The 12,142-nt window shown below is 68.4% G+C and carries 12 protein-coding genes; 4 read left to right on the forward strand and 8 right to left on the reverse strand.

What is annotated here, in order from left to right; genetic code table 11:
• Positions 1 to 66: 66 nt before the first annotated feature.
• Positions 67 to 795: a metal-dependent hydrolase gene (locus tag AB0J64_RS01590; protein ID WP_364018849.1), complete on the reverse strand. Its 729-nt coding sequence runs from the start codon at positions 793 to 795 to the stop codon at positions 67 to 69.
• Between the two features lie 344 nt (positions 796 to 1,139).
• Here AB0J64_RS01590 and AB0J64_RS01595 point away from each other — a divergent pair, with 344 nt between their 5' ends.
• The 3 genes from AB0J64_RS01595 (at position 1,140) to AB0J64_RS01605 (ending at position 3,201) form a co-directional block, all read left to right on the forward strand.
• Entirely contained in the window at positions 1,140 to 1,868 is a 729-nt protein-coding gene (locus tag AB0J64_RS01595) for a PadR family transcriptional regulator (protein WP_364018852.1), read from the forward strand.
• Between the two features lie 26 nt (positions 1,869 to 1,894).
• Positions 1,895 to 2,422, forward strand: coding sequence for a DUF1707 domain-containing protein (locus AB0J64_RS01600; RefSeq protein ID WP_364018855.1), 528 nt, complete (start codon positions 1,895 to 1,897; stop codon positions 2,420 to 2,422).
• A 98-nt stretch (positions 2,423 to 2,520) separates the two neighbouring features.
• Positions 2,521 to 3,201 carry a DUF6879 family protein gene (locus tag AB0J64_RS01605; RefSeq protein WP_364018858.1) on the forward strand — a complete coding sequence of 227 codons (681 nt, stop codon included), beginning with the start codon at positions 2,521 to 2,523 and terminating at the stop codon, positions 3,199 to 3,201.
• Here AB0J64_RS01605 and AB0J64_RS01610 read toward each other — a convergent pair.
• Genes AB0J64_RS01610 through AB0J64_RS01630 form a run of 5 tightly spaced genes read right to left on the reverse strand, consistent with a single transcriptional unit; the run spans position 3,191 to position 8,708 of the window.
• Positions 3,191 to 4,081, reverse strand: a complete 891-nt coding sequence (locus tag AB0J64_RS01610; RefSeq protein WP_364018861.1) for an ATP-binding cassette domain-containing protein — start codon at positions 4,079 to 4,081, stop codon at positions 3,191 to 3,193. The genes AB0J64_RS01605 and AB0J64_RS01610 overlap by 11 nt on opposite strands.
• Positions 4,081 to 5,022 (reverse strand): ABC transporter ATP-binding protein, encoded by a 942-nt coding sequence (locus AB0J64_RS01615; RefSeq protein ID WP_364018864.1) that lies wholly within the window; start codon positions 5,020 to 5,022, stop codon positions 4,081 to 4,083. Before AB0J64_RS01615 ends, AB0J64_RS01610 begins: the two co-directional genes overlap by 1 nt.
• Positions 5,019 to 5,903 carry an ABC transporter permease gene (locus AB0J64_RS01620; protein ID WP_364018867.1) on the reverse strand — a complete coding sequence of 295 codons (885 nt, stop codon included), beginning with the start codon at positions 5,901 to 5,903 and terminating at the stop codon, positions 5,019 to 5,021. Before AB0J64_RS01620 ends, AB0J64_RS01615 begins: the two co-directional genes overlap by 4 nt.
• Complete coding sequence (locus AB0J64_RS01625) at positions 5,900 to 6,895, reverse strand: ABC transporter permease (RefSeq protein ID WP_364018870.1); 996 nt, start codon at positions 6,893 to 6,895, stop codon at positions 5,900 to 5,902. Before AB0J64_RS01625 ends, AB0J64_RS01620 begins: the two co-directional genes overlap by 4 nt.
• A gap of 55 nt (positions 6,896 to 6,950) precedes the next feature.
• Positions 6,951 to 8,708 (reverse strand): ABC transporter substrate-binding protein, encoded by a 1,758-nt coding sequence (locus AB0J64_RS01630; protein WP_364018873.1) that lies wholly within the window; start codon positions 8,706 to 8,708, stop codon positions 6,951 to 6,953.
• Positions 8,709 to 9,269: 561 nt separating this feature from the next.
• Between AB0J64_RS01630 and AB0J64_RS01635 the strand changes: the two genes are divergently transcribed.
• A complete protein-coding gene (locus tag AB0J64_RS01635) occupies positions 9,270 to 10,199 on the forward strand; it encodes a CAP domain-containing protein (protein WP_364018876.1) in 930 nt (309 codons plus the stop codon).
• Here AB0J64_RS01635 and mug read toward each other — a convergent pair.
• Positions 10,169 to 10,684, reverse strand: coding sequence for a G/U mismatch-specific DNA glycosylase (gene mug, locus AB0J64_RS01640; RefSeq protein WP_364018879.1), 516 nt, complete (start codon positions 10,682 to 10,684; stop codon positions 10,169 to 10,171). The genes AB0J64_RS01635 and mug overlap by 31 nt on opposite strands.
• A gap of 10 nt (positions 10,685 to 10,694) precedes the next feature.
• Positions 10,695 to 12,095: a sugar porter family MFS transporter gene (locus AB0J64_RS01645; protein ID WP_364018881.1), complete on the reverse strand. Its 1,401-nt coding sequence runs from the start codon at positions 12,093 to 12,095 to the stop codon at positions 10,695 to 10,697.
• Between the last annotated feature and the right edge of the window lie 47 nt (positions 12,096 to 12,142).

Consider the following 12,142-nt stretch of genomic DNA (forward strand, 5'->3'; position numbering starts at 1 on the left):
CTAAGTGGCGAGCACCGCGGCGGATGTCTCGACGTCAAGATATCTCTAGAATATCTCGACATCAAGTTAAACGGGTGCCAGCCGCCAGAACAGCAGCCCGATGATGGCCACGGACAGGATCGGAGCGAGGATCTTCTGCTCGAACTTCTTCCCCGTCTTGATGCCGATCTTCCATGGCAGCAGGAACTTGGCGCCCAACGGCCACAGCACAGGACATCCCCGCTCGGTCATGCAGTCACCCACCACATGGATGAGACAGCCGATCCCCACCGCCAGCCCCAGCCAGGCGTACCCCACCTGGAGCGAGAGGAAGACGGCGTAGAGCCCGGCGGTCAGCCCGATGTTGATCAGCGCGGAGCCCATCTTGTTGCCGGGGATGCCGACGCCGATCGCCCGCAGGGCCAGCCCGATGAGCAGGACGACCACGATGTCGCGCCCGATGGGATAGGTGTTGGCCAGCCAGTGCGTGCCGAACCCCAGCGCAGCCGCGAACGCCAGTGAGTGGGTCGCCCCGCGGTGCCCGCCGCTGATCCAGCACACGGCCTTGCTGAGCACCCACGTGACCGGCCCGAACGTCTGCGCGATCGTCGCGCTCGGATGGTCGAGGTCGGGCAGCATCGCGGCGCCCGCGCAGATGATCGCCCCGGCGATCAGCTCGGGCGGGCTGATCGCGGTCGCCATGATCCCGGTCTCGATGAACCGCGAGGACTCGTTCAGCAGCGGAAGTGCGGCGAGAGGCGGCGCCAGCCCCAGCCAGGCGATGGCCCCGGTCATCGCATGCGTGTGCCCCATCATGATCCGGACTGTACGGCAAAGAATCCCTTTACGCGGTGAGACCCGCCTGGCGGGCCGCCACGAGGACCCGGGGCCTGTCCGGGACAGGTGACTTTGCGAGGACATGGGGAGACGGGGCCAACCCCCGCAAATGCAGACGAGGTCGTTTCCGCGGCGACAGCACCCCCCAGCCCTGCCGACGCGGAACGACCTCGTCTGCTCTGAACAACGAGGCCCTCCCCGATCCTGTTCCCGGATTCCGCAACTTTTTCGTGATCTAGCTCACTCAACCCCCAGGCTTGCGAACGACATACTGTCGATATATCTTTGACGCATCGAGAACAGATCGCGATATAGGAGGAAAAATGACTTCCGCACAAGCAGCAGGCGGGCACTGGCCCGGCGCGCACGAGTACCGGCAGGCGGCCCGCGAGGCCAAGCAGGCGGCCCGTGAGGCGTTCAGGGCCATGTCCGAGGCCTTCGGTGAGGGCCGCCACCACCATCACGAGCACCGGCAGCGCGGCCGGCGCGGCCCCGGGCCGTTCCCGTTCGACTGGGGACGCGGCCCGTGGGGCGGGCCCGGCGGGCCGCCTTGGGGCGGTCCCGGCGGCCACCGCGGCTGGGGCAGGGGCCGCAAGGCCAAGCGGGGCGACGTGCGCGCCGCGATCCTGGCCCTCCTCTCCGAGGAGCCGCGCAACGGCTACCAGATCATCCAGGAGATCGCCGAGCGCAGCGAGGGCGGCTGGAAGCCCAGCCCCGGCGCCGTCTACCCGGCGTTGCAGCAGCTCACCGACGAGGGCCTGGTGATCTCGGAGGAGAACGAGGGCCGCAAGACCTTCCGGCTCACCGAGGAGGGCCGCACCTACATCGAGGCCCACGCGGACGAGATCCGGGCTCCGTGGGACGAGATGCGGCCGGACATCGACGACAACACCGCCGACCTCTGGCACATCGCCCGGCAGTCCGCGTTCGCCATGATGCAGATTCTCCAGACCGGGAACGACGCACAAATCCGCGAAGCGCGTAAGACTCTTGTTGAGACCCGGCGCAAGCTCTACCAGATCCTGGCCGACGGCGAACCGGGCGAGGAGTGAGCCACTCTCTCCGGGAGGACGCAGGCATGGACTCGAACGAACTCCGCATCGGTGATGCCGAGCGTGAGCAGACGATGGAAGCCCTGCGCGAGCACTTCGCGCAGGGCCGCCTGACCCACGAGGAGCTCGACGAGCGACTCGACCAGGCGCTGGCCTCGAAAACGGCCCGAGACCTCGCGAAGGTGACCGCCGACCTGCCGGGCTCGCACCAGCCGGCGCCCGGCTACCGCGAGCCCGTCCCCCACTACGACATGGACGGCTGGCGGGAGGCGATGAGCGCGCACCGGCGGCAGATGCAGTCGATGCGCGAGACCCAGCGGGACATGCGGCACTCCATACACGAGCAGCACCGCCAGATGCGGCGGCAGTGGCGCCGTCAGGGCCACCCGTGGCGGCACCACCGGGGGCCGCACCCGTTCCTGGGTGTGCTCTTCGTGTTCATGGTGCTGGGGCTCATCTTCGGCGGCTTCGGGATCTTCAAGGTGCTGTTCGTGGTGTGGATCGGGTCCATGCTGTTCGGCGCGATCCACCGGCGCTTCCACTCCCGCCGCTGAGGGCCGTCCAGATCGTTGGGCCCGATCGTTTTGGGCCTTGACCGGGTCGGGGGGTCATCTCATGATCGGGGCGGATCTTCAGAGTCGAAGGGACGCCTATGACCGAGCAGGGCACTCCGGCCCGCCGTCACAATCCGTTCGCCGCGGTCGCCCACGCCGACGGCCTCGTCCTGGATGTGCCGGAGTACCAAGCCGGTTTCGACCGCGACCACGCGGCCTGCGCCGAGCCGATGTGGAAGCTGGAACGGGCCCAGCACTTCTACGAGCCCGACGTGGCGAGCTGGCGGGCCATGATGGACGGCGACTGGGAGCGGTCGCTGGCCCTGGCCGACCGCATGGCGGTGCCCGTGGCCGACTATTTCCGCCACCGCGTCCCGGTCCGGCGGGTGCGGGTGGTGGAGTTCCCGATCAGCGCGTACCTGCAGTGGGAGATGCACCTGCTGGCCCTGCGTGCCAGGGCCGGCTCGCCGTGCCGGGTGGTGCGGGCCGCGCGGGTGGCCGACCTCGACCCGCTGCCGGAGCTGGTGATCTTCTCTCCGTCCTTGATGTACGAAGTGCTGTACGACCGGTACGGCGGGGGCATGGGCGGCCGGCGGATCACCGATCGCGCGGTGGTCGAGCCGTGCCTGCGCGCGGTCCGGGAGCTGTTCGACGAGGGTGAATGCGTCCTCGACTTCCACGAGCGGGAGATCGTGCCGCTGCCGCCGCCCCTGGTCACCGACGAGATGCGGGCCGCGGTGCCCGCCTACGCGCACCGCACCGAGGAGTTCAGGGTCTGACTGGTGCACAGGTCTCCAGCCTGGCGCAGGCCACGAAATGGCCGGGCTCGGCCTCCAGCAGTTCCCCCGTGGCACCCCGCCGGTGGTACAGGCAGGTGTCCACGGGCGCCGCGTCTGCCCAGTCCTCGTGCAGGCGCGGCACGGCCGACAGCAGCTCGCGCGTGTACGGGTGCAGCGGGTCCCCGAAGACCTTGTCCGTCAGGCCCATCTCGACCACGCTCCCCCGGCGCAGCACCACCGTGCGCTCGGCGAGGTAGGTGCCGAGTGACAGGTCGTGCGTGATGTAGAGCACGCCGAGGCCCCTGGCCTTCAGCTCGGCCAGCAGGTTGAGCACGTCGATGCGGGTGGAGGCGTCCAGCATGCTGGTGATCTCGTCGGCCACCAGCAGCTTGATGTCCAGCAGCAGCGCGCGGGCGATGAGCAGGCGCTGGAGCTGCCCGCCGCTGAGCTGGTGCGGGTACTTGCCGAGCACCTGGCCGGGGTTGAGCCGCACGTCGCGCAGGGCCGCGGCGACCCGCTCGGCCCACTCGGGGTCGGGGAGGGCCGGGTGGTACACCTCCTTGATCATGGCGAACACGCGGTCGGCCTTGAACACCGGGTTGAACGAGCTGAACGGGTCCTGGAAGATGCCCTGGATGTGGCGGTAGTACTCCTTGCCGCCGCGCACGGGGCGCCCGTCGAAGGTGATCGAGCCGCTGGTGACCGGGTTCAGGCCGAGGATCATCCGGCCGATCGTGCTCTTGCCGCTGCCGCTCTCGCCGATCAGGGAGACGACCTCGCCGGGCACGACCTCGAAGCTGACGTTCCTGACGGCGGTGACGCTCTTGCCGCCGAAGGCGCCGATCCTGAATTCCTTGGTGACGTCGTCGAGTTTCAGCATCAGGCCTTCCAGCAGGCGACGTGGTGGTCGGCGGCGAGCTCGACCAGCGGCGGGTCCTCGGCGCACTCGTCTGCGGCGATCGGGCAGCGGTCGCGGAAGCGGCAGCCGGCGGGCGGATCGAGCAGCGAGGGCGGGCTGCCGGAGATGCCCGCCAGCCTGCGGTCGGCGTAGCGGACGCCGACCTCCGGCAGGGAGTCGAGCAGCAGCCTCGTGTACGGGTGGCGGGGCGCCTTGACGATCACGTCGGCGGGCGCCTTCTCGGCGAGCCGGCCCGCGTACATGACCATGATCGTGTCGGCGATCTGGTGGGTGAGCGCGATGTCGTGGGTGACGAAGATCATGCTCTTGACGTAGCCGCTCTCGCGGAAGCCGAGCAGGGCGCGGGCGACGGCCTTCTGGGTGGAGACGTCGAGCGCGGAGGTGACCTCGTCGGCGATCAGCAGGGACGGATCGAGCAGCGTGGAGATGACCATCACCATGCGCTGCTTCATGCCGCCGGACAGCTCGATCGGATAGCGGTCGAGCACCTCGCGGGGCAGCCCGACCTGGACCATCCGGCGCTCCAGCTCGGCGGTGTCCAGCTGGGCGCCCCTCGACCTGAGCAGCTCGCCGACCATCTTGCGGAGCTTGCGGGTGGGGTTGAGCGCGCTCATGGCGTACTGCGGGATGAGGGAGACCTCCTTGAAGCGGAAGTCGTTCATCCGGCGGTCGTCGGCGATGGGCAGCTCCCGGCCGTCGAGCACCACCCGCCCGCCCACGTGGCGCATGCGGCCGTCCATGCGGATGAGGCTCTTGCCCAGCGTGCTCTTGCCGCAGCCGGACTCGCCGACCAGACCGAGGATCTCGCCGTCCGACAGCTCGAAGGACATGCCGTCGAGCGCCCGGACCTCGCCCCTGAGCGTGCGGTAGTACACCCTCAGCTCGCTGACCTGCAGGCTCATGTCTCCCTCAGTTTCGGGTTGAAGACCTCGTCGAGGCCGACGTTGGCCACGTACAGAGCGCCCACGACGGCGGTGATGGCCGCGCCCGGCGGCACGAACCACCACCACATGCCGAGTTGGAGCGCGCTCCACTGGTTGGCGTTCTGCAGCATCAGGCCGAGCGAGACCCCCTCGGTGGGGCCGAGGCCGATGAAGTCGAGCGAGGAGGCGATGAGGATCGCGCCGCCGAACAGCAGGATGAACGTCATGAACAGGTAGGAGCTCATGTTCGGCGCGATCTCCCTGGTGATGATCTTCCAGGTGCCCGCGCCGCTCAGCCGCGCCAGGTCCACGAACTCGCGGGTACGCAGCGAGAACGTCTGCGCCCTGATCGCGCGCGCCGCCCACGGCCACTGCGTCAGGCCGATGAACAGGCCCTGCACGGCCACGCTCCTGATCCCCAGGTACGCGTTGACGATCAGCAGCACGGCCAGGGTGGGGATGACCAGGATGACGTTGGTCAGCATGTTGAGCACCTCGTCCACGATGCCGCCGCGGTAACCGGCCACGAAGCCGACGAGCATGCCGATGGCCGCCGCGATGCCGCCGCCGACCACGCCGACGGCGAAGGTGCTGCGCAGGCCGTACACGAACTGGAGGAAGATGTCCTGGCCGAACGTGGTGGTGCCGAACCAGTGCCCGGCCGAGGGCGGGCTCATGGGCTGGGGGCCGTACTCGTTGGGGGTGCCGCCGACCAGCACGGGCCCGATGAGGCCGAGCAGGAGCAGCACGAGCACGAGGCCGAAGCCGAACATCAGCTTGCCGTTGCGGACCGCGAAGTAGAGCGCCTCGCGCCGGATCCCGGCGCGCTCGCGCGGGGCGACTTCCTGGAGTGCCGTCATGCCTGCGCACCCGCCATTCCCGCCCTGGTACGCGGATCGACCACGACGTAGACGATGTCGATGATGAAGTTGGCGATCAGCACGCCGAGCACGATGAACAGGAACGTGCCCTGGAGCAGGAAGAAGTCCTTGTTCTTGATGGCGTTGAGAATCAGGCTGCCGAGGCCCGGATAGGCGAAGACGATCTCGGTGACCAGGGCTCCGGCCACGATCACGCCGAGCTGCAGGGCCAGGCCGGTGATCTGGGGCAGGACGGCGTTGCGGAAGGCGTACCTGCGGATGAGCCTGGCCGGCGCGCCGAGCGCGGACAGGTAGTTCGAGTAGTCGGACTCCAGCTCATAGATGATCATGTTGCGCATGCCGATGGCCCAGCCGCCCAGCGCCACCAGGAAGAGCGACAGGAACGGCAGCGTCCAGTGGTGCAGCAGGTCGAGCAGGAACGCCCACGACCAGTTCGGCCGCATCGAGAAGCTGTAGCCGCCGGCCACCGGGAACAGGCCCGCGATCACGCCGAGCGCCCAGGCCAGGAGCACGGCCAGCCACATGTACGGCATCGCGGTCAGGACGTACCCGACCGGGAGCACGGTGTTGTCGAGGAGCTTGCGCCGGGCGGCGTACGCGCCGAACCGGTTGCCGACCACCCAGCTCAGCAGCACCGACGGGATGATCAGCGCCAGCGTGTACGGCACCGCGCTCCCGATCACGGTGCTGACCGGCGTCGGGAACAGCCAGATGCTGATCCCGAAGTCGCCTCTGAACAGGGCGCCCCAGAAGTTGAGGTACTGGGCGATCAGGGGCTGGTCGAGGCCGAAGAGGTTGGTGTAGTAGGCCCGCATCGCCTCCGCGGCGGCGGGCTGGGTGACGTTGGCCCTGGCCACCATGCTCGCCACCGGGTCACCCGGCATGAACCGCGGGATCATCCAGTTGACGGTGACCGCGACGAAGAAGGTCAGCCCATATATGAGCAGTTTTCTGCCGAAATATCGACGCACGTGATGTCTCCCATGGGGGTCCCCCGCTCGTACGAGGAAGCGGGGGACGATGGGGTCAGGAGCCGGAGGGCTGAAGCTGCGTGAGGGTCTCGAAGCCGCCCAGCTCGAACCAGTTGTGCCACATCACGGCCGGAGTCTTGGGCGCGCTGCCCTGCGCGGCCGGCCAGTTCTTCCAGACCTGGTTGCTCGACTGCGCCCAGAGGCCGTTGTACCAGAGCGGGATCACCGGCAGGTCGTCCAGGTGGATCTGCTGGAGCTGCGAGATGATCTTCTTCATGCCCTCGACATCGTCGGTCTTGACCTGGTCGAGCTGCTTGGTCAGGTCCCAGGCCTTCTTGTTCTCGTAGCGGGCGAAGTTGACGGTGTTCTGCTGCTTCTGGACGGGGAGCTGGAAGACGTACTCGTAGTAGGTGTACGGCGAGTTCGACAGCTGCCGCTCGTTGTTGATCAGCAGGTCGAAGTCGCCCTTGCTGCGCTTCTCCACCAGGGCGTTGAAGTCGGGGAAGTCGGGGGTGACCTGGATGCCGGCGGTCTTGGCACTGGCGGCGATGGACCTGGCCGACTCCATCCAGTCCGTCCAGCCGGACGGCACGATGATGGTCAGGCTGATCTTGGAGCCGTCCTTGTTCTCGACGTACCCGTCGCCGTCGGTGTCCTTGTAACCGGCGTCGGCCAGCAACTTCTTCGCCTTGGCCGGGTCGAAGGCGAACCCTGACCTGCCCACCACGTTCTGGTCGACGTACTGCTCCCACTGCGGCAGCAGGCCGGTCGGGCTGGCGGCCTTGACGAGGTTGCCGTACACGCCTTCGACGATCTTCTTGACGTCGATCGAGGAGGCGAGCGCCTTGCGGAAGACGGGGTCGTTCAGGGGCTTCTTGGTGGTGTTGGGCACCAGCCACGCGGTGTTGGCCGACAGCATGTACGGCGGCTCGCTGTAGTAGGTCGTCAGGCCGAAGTTGCCCTTCACCAGGTTGGCCACGCCGGGCAGGAAGTTGTTGCTCAGGTCCATGCCCTTCTGCAGCAGCAGGCCGAGCGCGACCTCGTTGCTCGGAGTGGCGATGTCCACGATGTAGCGCGGCTTGGGCTCCATGTTCAGCGCGGACTTGCCCCACCAGTCGTCGCGCCGCTGCAGCACGACGCGGTCCTGGTCCTTGGCGATGAACGTGTACGCGCCCGTGCCCACCGGGTTCTCGTTGATCCCGTCGAGCACGTCCTTCTCCGAGCGGCCCTTCCAGACGTGCTCGGGGACGATCGAGCGGTTGAAGAGATTGAAGTCCCATTGCTGGTAGTTGGCCGTGGTGAAGGTGAACTTCACCGTCTGCTCGTCGACGGCCTCGACGCTCTTCAGCCAGGTCCACAGGTTGTGGTACGGGATCGTCTCCATCTTGCCGAGCTCGAAGGAGAACACCACGTCCTTGGCCGTCAGCGCCTGGCCGTCGGACCACTTGACGCCCTGGCGGAGCTTGGCCTGGTAGGTCTTGTCATCGACCCACGAGCCGCTCTCGGCCAGCCAGGGGGTCAGCTTGCCCGCGGTCGCGTCATAGTGGAACAGCGTCTCGTACACCAGGCCCTTGGTGCCCGTGGCGTGGTCCCATTCCCTGATGGGGTTGAAGTTGGCCGGCGGGCCCCACTGGGTGCCCGTCGTGTAGAGCGTCTCGTTGCGGGGCAGCGAGTCAGGGTTGGCGCTGGCCACCGCGCCCTGGCTCTGCGGCTGGGAGGCCGGCGGGGTCGGCGTGGCTCCGCCGCCGGAGCAGGCCGCGGCGAGCAGGCCCGCCGCCGCGAGCGGAATCATGATCCGAGCCCGGTTTCGCATCGCTTCTCTCCTTCCTCCGCGCCAGGCGCGAAGGTTCGCACGTCTTGTCGACACCCCGATGGGCCGGCTGCTCGTCTGGGAGCGCTCCCAGACCGGGCGCGAAGAACGCCTCGACTTGGGGGACCGGTGAGCGATCTTGAGTAGTCGCAGGCCCTGCGCCTGCTGAACCGGATAAGTACCGTGACCGTAAAATCCTGAATCGGCGCCGTCAATAGGCCGTGACGCTTTCGAGACGTGGGGGCTGCGAGCGCTCTCACGGATTGACTAACCGGTTAAACCGGACGCCAGAGCCGACCGTGCCGTACCACCGCGCCGGACCGCTGAGGACGCCCGGCCTCCGAACCGACCGCCGGCCCGATGCGTACCTTCAGGCGGCGGCGCGGACGGGAGGCCCGGCAGCGCAAGGCTTCCGGCCCGCGCCGCGGCAGCACAGACGCCTCAACGATCACTTTGGTTTACTGGAATTATGTGGCAAATGCCCCAATTTGATGACAAAACGGTCTCAGTCCCGACAGAATGCCTAGCCATCCAGCGTCTATCCCAACTGGGAGGCAACCCCCTATGCGTAGACCCCTTGGGGTATTCGGCGGGCTCCTGACCCTGGCGGCGCTCTCCGCGACCGGCTGTGCGGCCGGAACCGCGGCGCAGGGCGCGGCAGAGGCGCCGGCCCCACCGGCAACCCAGGGCACGGCGGCGGCACAGGGCTCGGCGTCGCCCGGCTCATCGGCGGCACGCGGCTCGACCGTTGCGTCGGAGGCCTCGTGCCGCGTGCGCGTGGCCAAGCCGCGGCTCGGCACCAAAGGCAGGATCACCTCGTTCGCCACCCGTCGCGGCTGCGCCGATCCGGCGCTGATGCGCATCCGCATCATGCGCGCCGTCCCCGGCACCGATCCCGTCGTCAAGAGCGGGGCCACCAAGAACGGCCGCGTCACCCTGGCGCTCCCCTGCAAATCGGGCACCTTCTACGCGTTCGCCACCGACTACCGCGGTCGTACCGCCAAGTCCAAGGCCGCCAAGCTGGCCTGCGCCCCCGTGAGCACGCCCACGCCCACCGCCACCCCCACCCCGAAACCCAGCACGGCCCCGTCCTCGAGCACGGTCGGCACGTCCCTGGAGAACGAGGTCCTCAGGCTGACCAACGCCGAGCGGGCGAAGGGCGGCTGCCGGCCGCTCAGGTTCGACCCGCTGCTCCGCGCGGCCGCGTTCGGCCACTCCGCCGACATGGCGAAGCAGGACTACTTCGACCACACCTCCAAGGACGGCCGCGACTTCATGGACCGGATCCGGGGGGCCAGGTTCTCCGGAGGGACGGGCTTCGCGGAGAACATCGCCTTCGGCCAGCCCACCCCGGCCTCCGTGGTCAAGGGCTGGATGAACAGCCCGGGCCACCGGGCCAACATCATGAACTGCGACTACAACCTCATCGGCGTCGGCGCGGCCAAGAACCCCCAGGGCCGGATCTACTGGACCCAGGACTTCGTCGCCAAGTAGCCACGGAGCCGGCCCATCTCATCGGCGATGGTGGCCAGGGTCCAATGGGCGTTCAGCCCGCTGGGATTGGGCAGCACCCAGACCCTGGCCCCGCCGACGACCTCGTCCTGAGGGCCGATGCGGGCCTTGGGGCGGGCGAAGGCCGTCCGGTAGGCCGAGATCCCCAGGACGGCCAGCACCTTGGGCGCCGCGTCGGCCACCTTCGCCGCCAGCGTCCGGCCGCCCTCGACCAGCTCCTGCCTGGTCAGCTCCGACGCCTTGGCGCTGGGGCGGGCGACGATGTTCGTGATGCCCAGCCCGTACGAGGGCAGGAGATGCTGCTCGGCAGGCGCCAGGAGGCGCGGCGTGAAGCCGGACAGGTGCAGCGCGGGCCAGAAGCGGTTGCCCGGACGGGCGAAGTGGTGGCCGGTGGCCTCGGACATGAGGCCGGGGTTGATGCCGCAGAACAGCACGTCGAGCGAGGGACCCAAGACGTCGTCTATCACCTGCCGGAGATTAGCCCATGTCTTCGAGTTTGCGGCCCTTGGTCTCCCGCACCCACTTGACGACGAAGAGGAACGACAGCAGCGCGAAGCACGCGTAGATGGCGTAGGTGGCCGCCAGGTTCCACTGCGCCAGCGCGGGGAACGACACCGTGATCGCCCAGTTCGCGATCCACTGCGCTCCCGCCGCGACGCCCAGGGCGGCGGCGCGGATGCGGTTGGGGAACATCTCCCCCAGAAGGACCCAGACCACCACACCCCAGGACAGCGCGAAGAACAGCACGAACACGTTGGCCGCCACGAGCGCGATCATCCCCTGCGGGTCCGGCAGCGTGACCGACTTCCCCACCACCCGGGCGGCGCTGAACGCCCACCCCGCGGTGGCCAGCGCGACCGTCATCCCGGCCGAGCCGATCAGGAGCAGCGGCCTGCGCCCGATCCTGTCCACCAGCGAGATCGCGATGAACGTGCCCACGATGTTGATGATCGAGCTGGAGAAGCTGATCAGCAGCGACTCGGCCTGGTTGATGCCGACCGACTGCCAGAGCACGGACGAGTAGTAGAAGATCACGTTGATGCCGACGAACTGCTGGAACACCGACAGGGTGATCCCGATCCAGACGATCGGCAGCAGCCCGTACGCGGGACCGCGCAGGTCCTTCAGTGTCGGCACGCGCTGGGTGCGCAGCACGTGCTGGATCTCCGCGATGCGCGCGTCGAGGTCGACGTCCTCGCCCTCGACCTCGGCCAGCACCTCGCGTGCCCTCCTGGTGCGCCCCGACATGATCAGGTAGCGCGGCGACTCGGGGATGGTCAGGGCGAACACCAGGTAGAGCAGGGCGGGCACGAGGCAGGCGCCCAGCATCCACTGCCAGGCCTGCAGCGCCCACAGAGGGTTGTTCACGTTGCCGCCGGCCAGCTCGACGACCAGGTAGTTGACGAGCTGGGAGATCGCGATGCCGAGCACGATGGCCAGCTGCTGGAACGAGCCCAGCCGGCCCCGGTAGGCGGGCGGCGCCACCTCGGCGATGTACGCGGGGCTGATCACCGACGCCATGCCGATCGCGAAGCCCGCGACCACGCGCCAGAACGCGAGGTCCCAGAGGGCGAACGGCAGCATCTGCCCGATCGAGCTGATCGCGAACAGCAGCGCCGCCACCTGCATCGTCCTCGTACGCCCCAGCCGGTCGGCCATCCCGCCGCCCGCCCACGCCCCCACGGCGGACCCGAGCAGCGCGATGGCCACCACGAACCCTGTCCGGACCGGCCCCACGTGGAAGTACTTCTGTATCCCGACGACCGCGCCGTTGATGACCGCGCTGTCGTAGCCGAACAGGAACCCTCCGATGGCCGCGGCCGCCGTGATGAACACGACGTGGCCCAGGTGCTCGTGATGGGCGTACTTGGTAGACATGCAGGTCCTCCCCCGGGGTGTCGGGGGCCATACCCGCAGGCCAGGCC

It is taken from the genome of Nonomuraea sp. NPDC049695, assembly GCF_040674955.1.
GTDB classification, from domain to species: Bacteria; Actinomycetota; Actinomycetes; order Streptosporangiales; family Streptosporangiaceae; genus Nonomuraea; species Nonomuraea helvata.